A 16445-nucleotide genomic window follows, 5' to 3' on the forward strand; every position below is an offset into this window, starting at 1 on the left:
CTCAGCGACGCCGCTGGCAGCGCGGACAGTAATGACTCGAGCGGTTCATGAAAGCCTCCCGGCGGATCAGAATGCCGCAGCGCGGGCACGGCTGTCCGCCTCGACCGTACGCGTTGAGCGAGTGGGCGAAGTAGCCTGCCTGACCGTTCACATTGACGTACTGGGAGTCGAAGCTCGTGCCGCCCTCGGCAAGGGCCTTCACGAGCACCACTCTGATCTCGGCGAGGAGTCGCCTGCTCGCTTGCGTCGACAGCGCACTCGCGAGAGTCGCCGGGTGGATGCGCGCAGCCCACAGCGCCTCATCCGCATAGATGTTGCCCACGCCGCTGATCGTCTGCTGATCGAGCAGCACTCGCTTGATCGCACTGCCGCGTGTGCGGAGTGCACGCAGGAAGCGATCGTCGTCGAACAGCGGGTCTATCGGATCACGGGCGATGTGCACGACCTGAGTCGGGATCCACGTCGGTCCGTCCGGCACCAGACCATCGACCGCCAACGACCCGAAAGTCCTCTGGTCGGCGAAGACGATCGCGAGCTCGCCATGCCGAGGATGCTCGATGCTGATCCGGATGCGCTCGTGGCGTTCCGCCTCGGCGTCCGGCGCGCGCAGCAGCATCTGTCCGCTCATTCCGAGGTGCGCGATCAACGCGGAATCAGCGGTGTCCAGCGGCAGCCAGAGGAACTTGCCCCGTCGGTCGGCTGCAGTGACTCTGCGTCCCTCCAGGCGCGCGACGAAGTCGGACGGCCCGGCCGCATGCCGTGTGAGAGCTCGTTCATCGAACACGCTCACGGCCGTGATGAGCGAGCCGATCACCGCGGGAGCGAGACCCGCCCGGACGACCTCGACCTCGGGAAGCTCAGGCACGCTCGTTGAGCAGTCGCCACGCGCTGAGCGCGGCGGCCATCTCTGCCGTCTTCTTGCTGCTGCCCTTGCCGGTCATCGCCAGATCGCCGACGACCACGGTTGCGAGGAATCGACGATCGTGGTCGGGGCCGCTCGCCTCCACCGAGTACTGGGGCGGAGTCGCACCGACTCGCGCAGCCAGCTCCTGCAGGCTCGTCTTCGGATCCATCGCCGCGCCGTAGCGCTCGGGGTCGGCGAGGAGCGGCGCGGTCAGCCGGAGCACGAGCTCGGTCGCCGCCTCAGGACCCGCTGACAGATACGTCGCGCCGATCACGGCTTCCATCGTGTCGGCGAGGATCGAGTCCTTGTCGCGACCGCCCGTCTGTTCCTCACCGCGTCCCAGCAGCAGATGGCTGCCGAGATCGATCGCTCTCGCGACCTCGGCGAGAGCGACCGTCGAGACGACGCTCGCGCGCCGCTTGGCCAACTCCCCCTCATCCAGCCCCGGATGGGTCGTGAAGAGCATCACCGTCACGGCTTGTCCGAGAACGGAGTCGCCGAGGAACTCGAGACGTTCGTTATGGGGGATGCCGCCGTGCTCGTAGGCATAGGAGCGATGGGTGAGCGCCAACTCCAGAAGCTCCGCGTCGATATCGACGCGGAGCTTCTCTGGGAGCGGTCTCGTCCCCCCAGGGACCTCAGTCACAATCGTGAAGTCGCGACTCAGACGTCGGCGACCTTGCGACCCTTGTACTCGAGGAAGAGCTCGGTGCCCTGCGAGTCGGTGACGACCTTGGCCTGGTGAGGACGGCTGTAGACGACCTGACCGTTCTCGATGGTCTTGACGAGTGCGACGGGCGCCGCCTTCCACTGCGCGCGGCGCGAGCGGGTGTTCGAACGGGATACCTTGCGCTTCGGGGGGTTACCAGCCATGACTAGCTCTCTTCTTTCTCGGCGGCTCGGCTCTGTGCCTCACCGTCTTGGTCTGTGATCTGCTGGAGCGCGCTCCACCGAGGATCGATGGGAGCCACCTGCTCCGTCCCGGTGCTCTCGGTCAGCCTCTCGCCCGTCTCCGGGTCGAGCCCGGGGCAATCCGGCTGACACACCGGCTGAAATGGAAGCGCCAATACGGCCGCATCCCTGACTAGAGTTTCAAGATCCACGTGGTCGTCTTGAACCTCGAAGTCAGTTTCTTCCTCACCAGGATACGCGAAAAGCTCCTGGAACTCGACTTCGACGGGCCGGGTGATGTCGATCAGGCATCTTCCGCATACGCCGGAGTACTCAGCATCGGCGGTTCCGGAGACCAGGATGCCCTCGTGAACCGACTCGAGACGCACGTCCAGGTCGAGCGCAGAACCGGCTTCATACGCGACGATTCCCTCTCCCCAGCCTTCGCCGAGGGTCACCGAGAACTCGTGCTCGCGCATCTCGCCCGGCTTGCGGACGATGTCACGGACGGGCAGGACGAAGGGACCATTCATTCGGGAACGCACCCGGCAATGGTACCGGCTCCTGCGGGATGGAGGCTGGTTCCGCGCTGTGTGGAGACGGCGCCTCCGGAAATCAGATCCCGCGTGATCCGGTGTCGAGGAAGGAGGCGACCGCCGGCGGCACGAACGGCGACACGTCACCGCCGAGGCCCGCCACCTGGCGGACCAGGGAGCTGGAGACCAGGGCATGCGCGGGGTCGGGCAGGAGGAAGACCGTCTCGATGTCGGCGAGGTGACGGTTGACGATCGCCATCGGGGATTCGTACGCGACGTCGATCTGCGAACGGATCCCCTTCACGAGAACTCCCGCACCGACGTCGCGGGCGTAGTCCACGAGCAGCCCCATGCTCCAGGAGCCCACGACGACGTTGTCGCCGATCCCGTCCTCAGCGATCGACTGCTCGAGCAGCGACATCCGCTGAGCGATCGGGAGCAGCGCCTCTTTGCCGGGGTTGTGCACCACGAGCACGTGGAGTTCGTCGTACAGCTTGGCTGCGCGACGGATCACGTCGAGATGACCCAGGGTCGGCGGATCGAACGATCCAGGGACGACGGCGATCCGGCTGCTCATGCCCCCAGCCTAAAGCACGCGATGCCGCGGTCAGTTCTTCGCGAGTGCCGCCCGGTCGTCGTCGCTCACGCGTCGCTCGATCGCCGAGCGGAGTCCGGGATTCGCCCGCAGATCCGGGTCCTCGGAGAGGATGCCCTCCGCGAGCTCCCGGGCTCGGACGATCAGGCCCGAGTCCTTGACGACCCGCAGCAGCTTCAGGGAGGACCGAGCTCCAGCCTGTGCGGCACCGAGCACGTCACCTTCACCGCGGAGCTCGAGATCGACCTCCGCGAGAGCGAATCCGTCGAGAGTCGCTGCCACCGCGTCCACGCGTTCGCGCGCCACTGACCCTTCTTCGGCTTCGGTGACCAACAGGCAGAGCCCTGGAACGCCTCCTCGACCGACACGGCCCCTCAGCTGGTGCAGCTGCGACACCCCGAACCGATCGGCGTCGAGAACGATCATGGTCGAGGCGTTCGGGACGTCGACGCCGACCTCGATCACGGTCGTCGCCACCAGCAGGTCGATCTCACCGCGCGCGAAGGACTGCATGACGGCGTCCTTCTCGTCGGACGGCATGCGACCGTGCAGCACGGCCCGTCGGACGTTCCCGAGCCGGGGGTGCGTCGCCAGGGCCTCATCGAGCTGCACCACGCCCCAGCGAGGACCCGACGCACCCTCGGGCGGGATCAGGGGCTGCTCCCCCGCTTCCGCCGTCTTCTTGGTCGTGTCGATCGCCGCGCATACCGCGAACACCTGTCGGCCCTGAGAGATCTCCTCGGCGGCGCGCTCCCAGACTCGATTGAACCAGCCGGGATGCTCTGCGAGCGGAGCGACGAAGGACTCGATCCCGGCTCGTCCCTTGGGCATCGTGCGGATCACGGAGGTATCGAGATCGCCGAACACCGTCATCGCGACCGTCCGCGGGATCGGGGTCGCGGTGAGAACCAGCGCGTGCGGGCTGGACCCCTTCGCGCGGAGCGCCTCTCGTTGCTCGACTCCGAACCGGTGCTGCTCGTCGACGACGACGAGACCGAGATCAGCGAAGGTCGTCTTCTCGCCGAGGAGCGCGTGCGTGCCCACGACGATCAGAGCCTGTCCGGAGGCGACGCGGAGCGCAGCCTTGCGGCGCTCGGCGGCCGGCATCTGACCGGTGAGCAGGGTGGGCATCACGAGCGGCGACATCTGCGGCCCGAGCATCTTCGCGATCGATCGCAGGTGCTGCCCTGCGAGCACCTCGGTCGGGGCGATCAGCGCCGCCTGACCGCCGGACTCGGCCACCTGGAGCATCGCGCGCAGCGCGACGAGGGTCTTCCCGGACCCGACCTCGCCCTGCACGAGACGATTCATCGGCCAGGCGGCGACGAGGTCGCTCGCCACCTGCTCGCCGACCGTCTTCTGGTCGGGCGTGAGGTCGTACGGCAGCGAGGCGTCGAAGCGCTCGAGCAGCCCACCGGGCTTCGACGGACGCGCAGTCGCCGACAGCGATCGCACCGCATCCCGCTGCTGCAGGAGGGCGGTCTGGAGAGTGAGCGCCTCGTGCATCCGCAGGGTGCGGACCGCAGGATCGATGTCGTTGCGGGTCTTCGGGCGGTGAATCTGCTCGAGCGCCTCTCGGGCGGTCAGAAGTTCCTCCCGCGCGCGGACATCTGGGGCGAGAGGCTCCGGCACGTCGCCGAGGCCGTCGAGCGCCCGCGTGATGAACTTCGCGATCTGCCACGTCTGCAGCGTCGACGTCGCGGGATAGATGGGAATCAGCACGGCAGCGCGCGCGTCCGCCCGGCGTCTGGCCGCATCCTCGTCGTCGAACAGCTCGTACTCGGGATGCGCGAACTGCGTCATGCCGTTGAACTCGCCGACCTTGCCCGAGAAGACACCTCGACGTCCGACCGCGAGGTCCTCGGAGCGCCACTTGGCCGCGCCCAGGTTCTTCGCGAAGAACGTCAGAGACATCTTGCCGATGCCGTCGCCGATCACGACGTCGACCATCGCACCGCGACGGTTGCGCATCGCCCTGGCGCTGGAGGACAGCACCTCGGCGACGATCGTCACCGTCTCACCCAGAGGGAGTTCACGGATCGGGGTCAGCTCGCCCGGATCCGCGTACCGTCGGGGATAGTGCGACACGAGATCGCCGACCGTCTTCATGCTGAAGGCTCTGTCGAGAGACTTCGCCGGCGTGGCGCCCAGCGCCTCCTCGAGCGACGAATCCAGCGTGAGCGACATGATCCGAGTCTAGGAGTCCGCACGGACACGACGTGCGCCGCAGCTGTCGTATCGTGAACGGGTGACGAGGATCATCGCCGGAACAGCGCGCGGCGCGCGGCTCGACGTGCCCCGCGCGGGAACGAGACCCACCAGCGACCGCGTGCGGGAGTCGCTCTTCGGAGCGCTGGAGTCGGCGGACGCCATCGTCGGCGCGCGGGTGCTCGACCTCTATGCCGGCTCGGGTGCGCTGGGACTGGAGACCCTCAGCCGCGGCGCGACGAGCGCGGATCTCGTCGAGCACGGCCGAGAGGCGGCGTCGGTGGTCCGCCGCAACGCCGCCACCGTCGCGAAGGCCGGAGCGCCGAGCGCGAGGGTGCACCAGAGCACCGTCCGATCGTTCCTGCTGCGCGCCTCCGGCCCGTACGACCTCGTGTTCTCGGATCCCCCGTACGACCTCGACGACGAGGCGATGACGGCGGACCTCGTCACGCTCGCGCCGCTTCTCGCTCCCGACGCCCTCGTGATCATCGAGCGCGCCCGGCGATCGACCCCTCCCGACCTCGCTGCGGCCGGACTGGAGCTGATCCGCGAGAAGGCCTACGGCGACACCGCGCTCTGGTGGGCCGAGCCCACTCCCGCGACGGAGTCGTCTCAGCCCGAGGCCGAGTCCCAGTCGCGATAGGGATCCCAGCCGCTGACGTCCGCGGGTGCGCCGTCGACCAGCAGCTCGTGCTCGCCCCGGGGCATGACAGTGCCGATGACGCGGAAGCCCGCCGGCACGATCCCCGGCGGGAAGCAGGCGAGCAGGGCGTGATCCTCGCCACCGGCGAGAGCTCGCTGGGGGCTGTCGCCGAGGGCTGCGCTGTCGAGTGCGATGGTGACCTCGGAGGCCGCTGCCATCCGTCGCGCGTCGAGCGCGAGCCCGTCCGAGATGTCCATCATCGCGGTCGCGCCCGCGGTGGCAGCGAAAGGGCCGAGACCGATCGGCGGCGATGGACGGAGCTGTGCCGCCAGAGCAGCGCTCTCACCCGGGGCGAGCAGGGACGCATCGACGGGGACCGGCGCCTCCCCCGCGCGGAACCTTCCGAAGAGCACCGAGAGTCCGTGAGCGGCGTGCCCCAGTTCGCCTGCGACCGCGACCACGTCACCGACCCGTGCGCCCGACCGGGTTACAGGCGGCCGGCCCTCGAGATCGCCGAGCGCGGTGACGGCCACGGTCAGGACGTCCGAGACCGTGAGATCGCCGCCGACCACCGCGCATCCCGGTGCGAGTGCGGCGCAGGCTTCTCGGAAGCCGTCTGCGAGGCGCTCGATGAACGACAGTCGAAGGTCGCGGGGAACGGCCAGCGCCACCAGGAGCGCCGTCGGCCGCGCGCCCATGGCCGCCACGTCGGCGAGGTTGACGGCGGCGGCCTTCCAACCGAGGTCGTACCCCGACGACCACGCGAGCCGGAAGTCCGGGCCGTGCACGAGAGTGTCCGTCGTGGCGACCACCGAACCCGAGGGAGCGGCGATCACCGCCGCATCGTCGCCGGGTCCGACGAGCGTGTGAGAGGCCCGCGCCGTCCTCGCCAGGATCGCTCTGAGGATCTCCCCCTCCGACAGTTCGCCGAGGGTCGGATCATCGTCGCGAGGTCGGGAGGACATGCAGTCAAAGGTAGCCTGGATGCATGCCCCGCTCTCGCCGTCTCGCCGTCGTCGCGGGCTCGCTGGTCCTCCTCGCCGCACTGTCCGGCTGCTCGACGACGATCCACCTCGAACCCGCTGAGGACGCCAACGATCCGGCCTGCGCCGAGGTGTCCGTGCTCCTCCCCGACGCCGTCGGCGATCTCGATCGGGTGTGGACCGATGCTCAGGCGACCGGAGCCTGGGGCGACCCGACCGTCGTGCTGCGCTGCGGCGTCGAACCGCCGGCGCCATCGACAGAGGTGTGCACGACCATCGGCAGCGTCGACTGGCTCGTTCTCGATCAGGAGGAAGACCGGCAGCGCCTCGTGACGTACGGTCGCGAGCCCGCCATCGAGGTGATCATCCGACGTGGCGAGGAGATCGACTTCCGTACGGTCGTCGAGAGCCTCTCCACGAGCATCCAGTCGGGCCTCGCGCCCGCCACGGCACGCTGCACCGACCGGGTGCCCACCGACGAGAACCCGGACGACGGATCGACCGAAGGCTGACCCGTCGAGGGTCAGCGGCGCAGGCCCGCCTCGATCAACTCGGAGATCAGGTCACCGTAGCTGAGTCCGGAGGCCACCCAGCACTTCGGGAACATCGAGATCGGAGTGAATCCCGGCATCGTGTTCAGCTCGTTGACCACCAGCTCTCCCGTAGGAGTGAGGAACATGTCGACGCGCGCAAGACCCCGCCCGTCCACCGCCTCGAACGCACGGACTGCCGCATCCTGAATGGCCGCGACCTCGGAATCCTCGAGCTCCGCCGGGCACACGACGTCGACGCCGTCGCCGCCGAGGTACTTTCCCTCGAAGTCGTAGAACCCTCGAGTCGTCAGCACGATCTCGCCAGGAAGCGACGCTCGGACGCCGTCGGCACCTTCGAGCACGGCGACCTCGATCTCGCGGCCGACCACGCCCGCCTCGATCAGGACCTTGTCGTCTTCTGCGAACGCGATCGCCAGCGCCGCATCGAGCTCGTCGGCGCTCTCGACCTTCGAGACGCCCACGCTGGATCCCGCGCGAGCCGGCTTCACGAAGAGCGGCAGGCCGAGCGCCGCCGCCGAGTCGCGGATCGCGACGACATCCTGTTCCCACTGGCGCGCGCGCACCGTCAGCCCGGCCGCCACCGCGATACCGGCGGCCCGCAGCGCGATCTTCATGAAGTGCTTGTCCATGCACAGTGCGGAGTCGAGCACCCCGCCGCCGGCATAGGGGACCTCGAGGGTGTCGAAGTACCCCTGGATGGTGCCGTCCTCGCCGTGCGGGCCATGGAGGATCGGCAGCACGATATCGATCTCGCCGAGGGATTCGGTGGTGCCGTCGGTGCGCACGACGCGCAGGCTGCGGTCTCCGCCGGGTTCCGGCCACAGCACCCGTGTGCCGTTGTCGGCAACCTCGGGCAGGTGAGCGGCATCCAGCGGGAACTTCGCCGGGTCGTCGTCCTCGAGGACGAAGGCGCCGTCGCGGGTGATCCCGACCGGGATCACGGCGTACCGATCGCGATCAATCGCGCCCAGCACTCCGCCCGCCGTTGCGGAACTGATCGAATGCTCGCTGGAGCGCCCTCCGAAGAGCACCACCACCGTCTGCTTGTCCATGGTTGGTCCTCTCACCCTGCGGGGTGTCGTCGTCCGTCGTCAGGTGGGGTGCGATGTCGCGGGGGTTCATCTTGCCGTCGAGCACCATCTTCACCTGCTCGACGATGGGCATGTGCACGTCGGACTCTCGGGCGAGTTGCAGCACCGGCGCCACGGACGCGAGGCCCTCAGCGGTCTGCTGCATCTGCTTCACGACGTCCTGGAAGCTGTATCCCTGGCCGAGCAGGCGCCCGGCCGTGTTGTTGCGGCTCAGCGGGGACTGACATGTCGCGATGAGGTCGCCCAGGCCCGCGAGTCCCTGCAGGGTCTCGGGGTGAGCGCCGTTGGCGACGGCGAAATCGGTCATCTCCACGAGCCCGCGGGTGATGATCGACGCCTTGGTGTTCTCGCCGTACCCGACGCCGTCGACGATGCCGATGGCCACCGCGATGAGGTTCTTCAGCACTCCCCCGAACTCCGTGCCGATCACGTCGGTGTTCACGAACGTCCGGAAGTAGCTGTTACGTGCCGCGCGCGCGACCTCCTCGGCGGTCTCCCGACTGCGTGAGGAGATCACGGCGGCCGTGGGCTGCTCGCGAGCGATCTCGAGCGCGAGGTTCGGCCCGGAGGCGACCGCGATACGGTCGGGATCGCAGCGCAGCTCCTGCTCGATGACCTGGCTCATCCGGAGCCCCGTCGTGCGCTCGACGCCCTTCATCAGGCTGACGATCTTGGCGTCGTTGTCGGCGAGCAGCGGCCGAAGCGCCTTGAGATTCTCCCGCAGCGACTGACTCGGCACCGAGAGGTACACCTGGTCGACATCGCGGAGCGCGATCGCCAGCTCGTGCGTCGCGGACATCGTGCGCGGCAGGTTGATGCCGGGCAGATAGCGGGAGTTGCGCTTGGCCTCGTCGATCTCGTGGGCGAGTTCGGCTCGGCGCGCCCACATCGTGACCTGCGCCCCGCCGTCGGCGAGGATCTTTCCGAACGTGGTGCCCCAGCTTCCGGCACCGATCACCGCGACGCGTGGTCCTGCGGGAGCGTTGCGCTTAGGAGTCAAGGCGACCCGTCTCCTTCTGTCCATGGGCGGACGGGTTCCAGCGCTCGGCCGGAGCCTTCTCGTCACGCAGGTCCTCGAGCAGCGCCGTGATGGCCTGCATCAGTCGTTCGGTGGCTTCGTTCAGCGCAGATGCCTCGCCTGCACGACCACGGAGGTCCGACAGATCGACGGGATCGCCGATGACGACGTCCACGGGCTTGCGCAGCGGCCAGAGGCTGAGCCCCTTCTGGTAACGCCCCATGATCCGCTGGGTGCCCCAGTGGGCCATCGGGATGAGTGGGATGCCGTCGGTCAGCGCGAGCCGGACAGCCCCGGACTTTCCGCGCATCGGCCACATGTCGGGGTCGCGGGTCAGCGTGCCCTCCGGATAGACGATCACACCGCGACCGTGCTCGACGAGCTCGGCCGACTGCTTGAGCGTCTGCTTCGCCGCGGATGCCGACGAGGCGCGTGCCACGGGGACCATTCCTGTCGCGCGGAGCACGGCTCCGAGCACAGGAACCTTGAAGAGACTCTCCTTCGCCATGAAGCGCGGAGCTCGACCGATGCGCCACACCGCGAGTGCGACCACGAGCGGATCGAACTCGGAGTAGTGGTTCGGGGCGAGAACGTACGCTCCCTCACGCGGGAGCTTCTCGCTTCCCGTGATGCGGAGCTTCGCGACGAGCGAGATCAGCGGCACGGCGATCGCCGCGACCGGCCAGAACGCACTCGGTCGCGTGGTCTCCGTCGAGCGGGAACCCATCGGGGTCACCGGATGACGTCGAAGTCGGCGCCCACGGCATCGAGCTTGGCGAGGAACTTCTCGTAGCCGCGGCTGAGGATGTCCACTCCGGACACCCTCGACTCGCCTTCGGCGGTCAGCGCCGCGATGACGTGGCTGTATCCGCCGCGAAGATCGGGAACGACGATGTCTGCGGCGTGCAGCGGCGTCGGGCCGGTGATGACGGCGGCCTGCTCGAGGTCCCGGCGCGGGACACGACGGGCTCCGTCCTGCAGTCCGCGGGGGTGCACGACGATGTCGGCGCCCATCTTGACGAGCGCCTCGGTGAAGCCCAGACGGTTCTCGTAGACCGTCTCGTGCACGACCGAGCGGCCCTTGGCCTGAGTGAGCGCCACGACGAGAGGCTGCTGCCAGTCGGTCATGAATCCGGGGTGCACGTCGGTCTCGACGATGACCGGCTTGAGCTCGCCGTCGCGACGGAACAGGATCCCGTCCTCCTTGATGTCGAACCATCCGCCGGCCTTGCGGAACACGTTGAGGAACGTGAGCATCTCCTGCTGCTTCGCGCCGCCCACGAAGATCTCGCCGTCGGTGGCGAGTGCGGCGGACGCCCAGGATGCGGCTTCGTTGCGGTCGAAGATCGAGCGGTGGTCGTACCCCCGAAGCGTCTCGACACCCTCGATGAGGATGACGCGGTTCGGCTCGTAGGAGATGATCGCGCCCATCTTCTGCAGCACCGCGATCAGATCCATGATCTCGGGCTCGATGGCGGCGTTGCGAAGCTCCGTGGTGCCCTCGGCGCGAACGGCCGTGAGCAGCACCTGCTCGGTCGCTCCGACACTCGGGTACGGGAGGTGGATGTTCGCACCGTGCAGGCGCGCACCACCCGTCGACAGGCGGATGCCGCTCGGCAGCTTCTCGACGATGGCGCCGAACTTGCGGAGCGCGTCCAGATGGAAGTCGATCGGGCGGTCGCCGATGCGGCAGCCGCCCAGGTCGGGGATGAAGGCCTGACCGAGACGGTGCAGCAGCGGGCCGCAGAAGAGGATCGGGATGCGCGAGGCACCCGCGTGAGCGTCGATCTCCTCGAAGTGGGCCGACTCGACGTCGCTGGGGTCGAAGACGAGAGCTCCGGGCTCATCGCCGTCGGAGACCCGCACGCCATGGACCTCGAGAAGCGAGCGGACGACCGCGACGTCGCTGATGGCCGGCACGTCGCGCAGCACGCTGACGGTCTCTCCGAGCAGGGACGCGACCATCGCCTTGGTCGCGAGGTTCTTCGCGCCCTTGACGTCGACGCGGCCGCGCAGCGGGCGCCCTCCGCGAATGGCGAGGACGTCTCCGGTGAGTGGGGGGACTCCGTCCGGAAGAGCGTCGCGCACAGGTGTCGTCATTCGGAGCCTCACTTCATTCAACGGAATTCGGGGCGGGGTCGCCCTCGGCTCCCCCGCCCCGCCGTTCACTGCTGAACGGGAAGGGTCCGGGGCCGCCACGACTCGCGACGGGCCTCGAACTGCGCGATCTTGTCTTCGTTGCGCAGAGTGAGCCCGATGTCATCGAGCCCTTCGAGGAGCCGCCATCTAGTGTAATCGTCGATCCCGAGGTCAGCCTGGATCTCACCGATCGATGCGACTCGCGCCTCGAGGTCGACCGTGATCGAAGCCCCGGGATTCCGGTCGATCTCGGCCCAGATCCGCTCGAGATCCTCTTCGGAGATGGTGGCGGCGAGGAGCCCCTGCTTGCCCGAGTTGCCCCGGAAGATGTCGGCGAAGCGCGGGCTCAGGACCACCGCGAAGCCGAAGTCGCGCAGCGCCCAGACGGCGTGCTCGCGGCTGGATCCGGTGCCGAAGTCGGGGCCGGCGACGAGCACCGATGCGCCCTGGAAAGCCGGCTGGTTGAGCACGAACTCGGGATCCTGACGCCAGCCGTGGAACAGTGCGTCCTCGAAGCCGGTCTTCGTGACCCGCTTGAGGAACACGGCGGGGATGATCTGGTCCGTGTCGACGTTCGAGCGCTTCAGCGGGGCGGCGATGCCGGTGTGGGTGGTGAACTTCTCCATGGTCAGACCTCCGCCATCTCGTTCAGGTCGCTCGGACTCGACAGCGTGCCGCGGATCGCGGTCGCGGCGGCGACGAGCGGCGACACCAGGTGCGTGCGTCCACCCTTGCCCTGCCGGCCCTCGAAGTTGCGGTTGGAGGTCGACGCGCAGCGCTCCCCCGGCGCGAGCTGATCGGGGTTCATCCCGAGGCACATCGAGCACCCCGCGAATCGCCACTCGGCTCCGAAGTCCTTGATGATCTTGTCGAGTCCTTCGGCCTCCGCCTCCAGCCGCACCCGGGCAGAGCCGGGAACGACCATGACGCGGACGCCGTCGGCCTTCTTCTTGCCTTCGACGATCGACGCGAACGCGCGGAGATCCTCGATGCGGCTGTTCGTGCACGACCCCATGAAGACAGCGTCGACCGGCACCTCCTTGAGAGGCGTGCCAGGCGTCAGATCCATGTACTCGAGGGCCCGCTCGGCTGCGGCACGCTCATTGGCATCGGCGATCTCTGCCGGGTCGGGAACCGCCGCCGACAGCGAGCTGCCCTGACCGGGGTTGGTGCCCCACGTCACGAACGGCTCGAGCTCATCGGCATCGATGAAGACCTCGGCGTCGAACGTCGCCCCCTCATCCGTCGGCAGCGTTCGCCAGTACGCGACGGCGTCGTCCCAGTCCTGCCCCTTCGGTGCGTGCGGGCGACCCTTCAGGTACTCGAAGGTCGTCTCGTCGGGCGCGACCATGCCGGCACGAGCGCCGGCCTCGATCGACATGTTGCAGATCGTCATCCGGCCCTCCATCGACAACGCCCGGATCGCGCTGCCGCGGAACTCCAGGACGTAGCCCTGACCGCCGCCGGTGGTGATCTTCGCGATCACCGCGAGGATGATGTCCTTCGCGGTGACGCCGGGCCTCAGCGTGCCCTCGACGTTGATCGCCATGGTCTTGAACGGCTTCAGCGGCAGCGTCTGCGTCGCCATGACATGCTCGACCTCGCTCGTGCCGATGCCGAAGGCCATGGCGCCGAACGCGCCGTGCGTCGATGTGTGCGAGTCGCCGCAGACCACCGTGATGCCGGGCATGGTGAGACCGAGCTGCGGCCCCACGACGTGGACGATGCCCTGTTCGGCGTCGCCGAGCGAGTGCAGACGCACGCCGAACTCCGCGGCGTTGCGGCGCAGCGTCTCGATCTGCGTGCGGCTCGTGAGGTCGGCGATGGGCTTGTCGATGTCCCAGGTCGGCGTGTTGTGGTCCTCGGTGGCGATCGTCAGGTCGAGGCGCCGCAACGGTCGCCCCTCCGATCGCAGTCCGTCGAACGCCTGCGGGCTCGTCACCTCATGCACCAGGTGCAGATCGATGTAGATGAGGTCCGGCTCGCCGTTCTCGCCCTTGACGACGAGATGGTCGTCCCAGACCTTCTCGGCGAGGGTCCTGGGACGGACGGGAGCAGTGTCTGCTGCGGGGGTGTTCATTGCGTGTCTCCTGAAGCTGGCGGTTCGGCCCACGATGGACTCCGCGACGAGGAGGGGCTCAGAACGAGGTCTCGTCGCGGCCGCTAAGAAGGAGCACGATCCGCATGACGTCAGATTACCACCGCTTCAGCGCCCGGAGTCTCCGCGTGACACGCTACTGTCACCCACACCTTCGAGAGGCACCCGCATGACCGACGACAGCACCGGATTCGCCACGAGAGCGGTCCACGCGGCCCGGAATCAGGGGCCCGCATCGTCGAGGGCGACGCCGATCTACCTGACGGCGGGCTTCGAGTTCGACGACTTCGACCACGCCGCCGACCACTTCGGCACCGGCGCGGGGTTCGGATACACGCGCACGGGGAATCCGACGGTGCACGCCGTCGAGCGCCAGCTCGCCGCACTCGAATCCGCCGCAGAGGCCGTGCTCGTCGCCAGCGGCCAGGCCGCGGTCGTCACCGCACTGCTGACCGTCGCCGGAGCGGGCGATCACATCGTCTCCTCGACGCACATCTACGAAGGCACGCGAGGGCTTCTGCTCGACAACCTCGCTCGCCTCGGCATCGCGACGACGTTCATCGACGACATCGCCGACCCCGGCGCCTGGCGGGGTGCGATCCGCCCGACCACCCGGGCGCTGTTCGGCGAATCCATCGCGAACGCGCGCAACGACATCCTCGACATCTCCGCGGTGAGCGCGGTCGCCGACGAGTTCGCCATCCCGCTCATCGTCGACAACACCCTCGCGACGCCGTTCCTGCTCCGGCCGCTCGAGCACGGCGCCGCCATGGTGGTGCACTCCGCCTCGAAGTTCCTCGCCGGTCACGGGTCGGTGCTCGGAGGCGTGATCCTCGACGACGGTCGCTTCGACCCGGCGAAGGCGGGGCACAACGCTCCGCATCTCGTTCTTCCGGGGCGCGGCGGGTTCCCGAGCGTGGCTTCGCGTCATGGCGGCAACGCGCGCATCGCCTACGCGCGCGAGTCCGTCGCTCCGCGATTCGGCGCGTCCCCGTCGCCGCTCAACGCGTTCCTGATCGGACAGGGCGCCGAGACCCTCGGTCTGCGGGTCGAGCGGCAGTCCCGGAACGCCCTCGAGATCGCCCGCTGGCTCGCCGCGCAGGAAGCGGTCGAGAGCGTCGACTACGTCGGCCTCGACACGCATCCCGACCACGGCCTCGCCGAGAGGTACCTCTCGGGAGGGTACGGCTCGATCTTCACCTTCACTCTCCGCGGGGGCCTCGACGCCGCACGCGACTTCGTCGAGAGCGTCGACGTGTTCACGCACATGACCCACATCGGCGACGTGCGCTCGCTGGTGCTGCACCCCGCGACCACCAGCCACTCGCATCGCACGCCCGAGGAGCGAGACGTCCTCGGAGTGCAGCCGGGAACCCTGCGGCTGTCGGTCGGCATCGAAGACGTCGCCGACCTCCTCGGCGACCTGGCCCGAGTCCTGGAACCCGCACGAGAGGCCGTCTCATGACCAGGCCCCAGCACTTCGGGTGGTTCCTGGCACGCGGCTTCGGCCCGCAGGGGTGGGGCTATCCGTCGCTGGACTGGGACTACGACTGGACCCGTCCGGAGATCTACCAGGAGGCGGCTCGCACGCTCGAGCAGGCAGGCTTCGACCTCCTCATCATCGAGGACGCGCCGTCGCTCGGCTCTCCCGACACGATCGACCTCCGGGTGCGCCATGCCTTCGGCGGCCCCAAGCACGACCCGCTGCTGCTCGCTCCCTACCTCTTCCAGGCGACACGGCATCTCGGGGTCGTGCCCACCGTGAACCCGGCGGCGTACCTGCCGTATACCGCGGCTCGGCAGTTCTCCACGCTTCAGCACCTCAGTGGCCACCGCCTCGGACTCAACGTGGTGACCGACACCGGCAGTGCGCGACATTTCTCCGCCGCGGAACAGCTCGGGCACGATGCGGCATACGACCGCGCCGAAGAATGGCTCGCCGGCATCCGCTCGCTCTGGCGCAGCTGGGACGACGGTGCGCTGGTCCGCGATCGCGAGACCGACGTGTTCGCCGACGGATCGACGCTGCGCTCCGTGCAGCACCGCGGAACGCACTTCGACTTCGACGGCCCGTTGAACGCCGTGCCGTTCACCGACGGGGAGCCGTCGATCGTCTCCCCCGGCGGCTCCGGCCGCGGCCTCGGATTCGCCGGCGCCAACTCCGATGTGCAGCTCGCCCTCGCGCCGCTGGACGAAGCCTCGGTGCGTGCCTATCGAGCGAAGATCCACGATGCGGCGATCGCCGCCGGACGCTCGCCGGACGACATCAAGATCCTGTTCGCGATCCAGCCGGTGATCACATCATCCGCCGAGGAGGCCGACCGAATCGTCGCCGCCTCCGCGCATCCCGACGACGCGACCCTCGTGCAGATCGCACGCAAGCAGTCCAGCGACCTCGAGACGGATCTGACCTCGCTCGATCTCGACAGACCACTCGACCTCGAGATCTTCGGCGAGCACGTCTCGCGCGGGAGCATCCAGCGCCTGATCGGCGACCGCGGAGACGATGCTCCTCTACGAGTCCATCTCGCCGCGCTCGCTCGGACGGGCCGCATCTCCGATCGCTCGGGTTTCGTCGGCACTGCCGAGGAGTTCGCAGATCTGATCGAAGAGCTCGGCGAGTGGGGCAACGACGGCGTCCTGCTGTGGGGCGACTTCCACCCCGTCACGCTGCATCGGACGCTGGATGAACTCGTGCCCGTTCTTCGACGCCGGGGCATCCTGCGCCGGGACTACGTCGACGGAGGGCTGCAGGCGAACCTCCGCGCGTTCTGACGCGTAGGCG

At 68.5% G+C, this 16445-nt stretch carries 17 protein-coding genes; 4 read left to right on the top strand and 13 right to left on the bottom strand.

What is annotated here, in order from left to right; translation table 11 throughout:
* Position 1: 1 nt before the first annotated feature.
* The 6 genes from mutM to QRN21_RS00930 form a co-directional block, all read right to left on the bottom strand.
* Positions 2-865, bottom strand: coding sequence for a bifunctional DNA-formamidopyrimidine glycosylase/DNA-(apurinic or apyrimidinic site) lyase (gene mutM, locus QRN21_RS00905; protein WP_187249565.1), 864 nt, complete (start codon positions 863-865; stop codon positions 2-4).
* Positions 858-1550 (bottom strand): ribonuclease III, encoded by a 693-nt coding sequence (gene rnc, locus QRN21_RS00910; RefSeq protein ID WP_053095908.1) that lies wholly within the window; start codon positions 1548-1550, stop codon positions 858-860. The genes mutM and rnc overlap by 8 nt, the downstream gene beginning before the upstream one ends.
* Before the next feature lie 17 nt (positions 1551-1567).
* Positions 1568-1777, bottom strand: a complete 210-nt coding sequence (gene rpmF / locus QRN21_RS00915; protein WP_017830754.1) for a 50S ribosomal protein L32 — start codon at positions 1775-1777, stop codon at positions 1568-1570.
* A gap of 2 nt (positions 1778-1779) precedes the next feature.
* The gene (locus QRN21_RS00920) at positions 1780-2328 is read right to left on the bottom strand and encodes a YceD family protein (protein ID WP_285363172.1); all 549 of its coding nucleotides are present in this window, start codon (positions 2326-2328) and stop codon (positions 1780-1782) included.
* Positions 2329-2410: 82 nt separating this feature from the next.
* On the bottom strand, positions 2411-2908 hold the full coding sequence (gene coaD / locus QRN21_RS00925; protein ID WP_053095905.1) for a pantetheine-phosphate adenylyltransferase: 498 nt from the start codon (positions 2906-2908) through the stop codon (positions 2411-2413).
* 30 nt (positions 2909-2938) lie between these two features.
* Entirely contained in the window at positions 2939-5113 is a 2175-nt protein-coding gene (locus QRN21_RS00930; RefSeq protein WP_285362938.1) for an ATP-dependent DNA helicase RecG, read from the bottom strand.
* A gap of 61 nt (positions 5114-5174) precedes the next feature.
* Between QRN21_RS00930 and rsmD the strand changes: the two genes are divergently transcribed.
* Entirely contained in the window at positions 5175-5777 is a 603-nt protein-coding gene (gene rsmD / locus QRN21_RS00935) for a 16S rRNA (guanine(966)-N(2))-methyltransferase RsmD (RefSeq protein WP_187249563.1), read from the top strand.
* Here the strand turns inward: rsmD and thiL are convergent.
* Positions 5747-6742: a thiamine-phosphate kinase gene (gene thiL / locus QRN21_RS00940; RefSeq protein ID WP_285362939.1), complete on the bottom strand. Its 996-nt coding sequence runs from the start codon at positions 6740-6742 to the stop codon at positions 5747-5749. The genes rsmD and thiL overlap by 31 nt on opposite strands.
* Before the next feature lie 23 nt (positions 6743-6765).
* On the opposite strand from thiL, the gene QRN21_RS00945 reads away from it, so the two are divergent.
* The gene (locus QRN21_RS00945) at positions 6766-7272 is read left to right on the top strand and encodes a DUF3515 family protein (RefSeq protein ID WP_187249561.1); all 507 of its coding nucleotides are present in this window, start codon (positions 6766-6768) and stop codon (positions 7270-7272) included.
* An 11-nt stretch (positions 7273-7283) separates the two neighbouring features.
* On the opposite strand, the gene QRN21_RS00950 is transcribed toward QRN21_RS00945, so the two are convergent.
* From QRN21_RS00950 to leuC, 6 genes are all read right to left on the bottom strand, one after another.
* On the bottom strand, positions 7284-8366 hold the full coding sequence (locus QRN21_RS00950) for a D-alanine--D-alanine ligase family protein (protein ID WP_285362940.1): 1083 nt from the start codon (positions 8364-8366) through the stop codon (positions 7284-7286).
* On the bottom strand, positions 8272-9429 hold the full coding sequence (locus QRN21_RS00955; protein WP_150115057.1) for an NAD(P)H-dependent glycerol-3-phosphate dehydrogenase: 1158 nt from the start codon (positions 9427-9429) through the stop codon (positions 8272-8274). The genes QRN21_RS00950 and QRN21_RS00955 overlap by 95 nt, the downstream gene beginning before the upstream one ends.
* A complete protein-coding gene (locus QRN21_RS00960; protein ID WP_053095891.1) occupies positions 9395-10150 on the bottom strand; it encodes a lysophospholipid acyltransferase family protein in 756 nt (251 codons plus the stop codon). The genes QRN21_RS00955 and QRN21_RS00960 overlap by 35 nt, the downstream gene beginning before the upstream one ends.
* Positions 10151-10155: 5 nt before the next feature.
* Complete coding sequence (murA, locus tag QRN21_RS00965) at positions 10156-11523, bottom strand: UDP-N-acetylglucosamine 1-carboxyvinyltransferase (RefSeq protein WP_053095889.1); 1368 nt, start codon at positions 11521-11523, stop codon at positions 10156-10158.
* A gap of 65 nt (positions 11524-11588) precedes the next feature.
* Positions 11589-12188, bottom strand: a complete 600-nt coding sequence (gene leuD / locus QRN21_RS00970) for a 3-isopropylmalate dehydratase small subunit (RefSeq protein WP_072591193.1) — start codon at positions 12186-12188, stop codon at positions 11589-11591.
* 2 nt (positions 12189-12190) lie between these two features.
* Positions 12191-13642 (bottom strand): 3-isopropylmalate dehydratase large subunit, encoded by a 1452-nt coding sequence (leuC, locus tag QRN21_RS00975; RefSeq protein ID WP_056278653.1) that lies wholly within the window; start codon positions 13640-13642, stop codon positions 12191-12193.
* Positions 13643-13829: 187 nt separating this feature from the next.
* Between leuC and QRN21_RS00980 the strand changes: the two genes are divergently transcribed.
* Both QRN21_RS00980 and QRN21_RS00985 read left to right on the top strand, forming a co-directional pair.
* On the top strand, positions 13830-15125 hold the full coding sequence (locus QRN21_RS00980) for an O-acetylhomoserine aminocarboxypropyltransferase/cysteine synthase family protein (RefSeq protein ID WP_285362941.1): 1296 nt from the start codon (positions 13830-13832) through the stop codon (positions 15123-15125).
* Positions 15122-16435, top strand: coding sequence for an LLM class flavin-dependent oxidoreductase (locus QRN21_RS00985; RefSeq protein WP_230100556.1), 1314 nt, complete (start codon positions 15122-15124; stop codon positions 16433-16435). Before QRN21_RS00980 ends, QRN21_RS00985 begins: the two co-directional genes overlap by 4 nt.
* Positions 16436-16445 lie beyond the last annotated feature (10 nt).

The sequence above is a fragment of the Microbacterium sp. LMC-P-041 genome, assembly GCF_030209555.1.
Classification (GTDB): domain Bacteria; phylum Actinomycetota; class Actinomycetes; order Actinomycetales; family Microbacteriaceae; genus Microbacterium.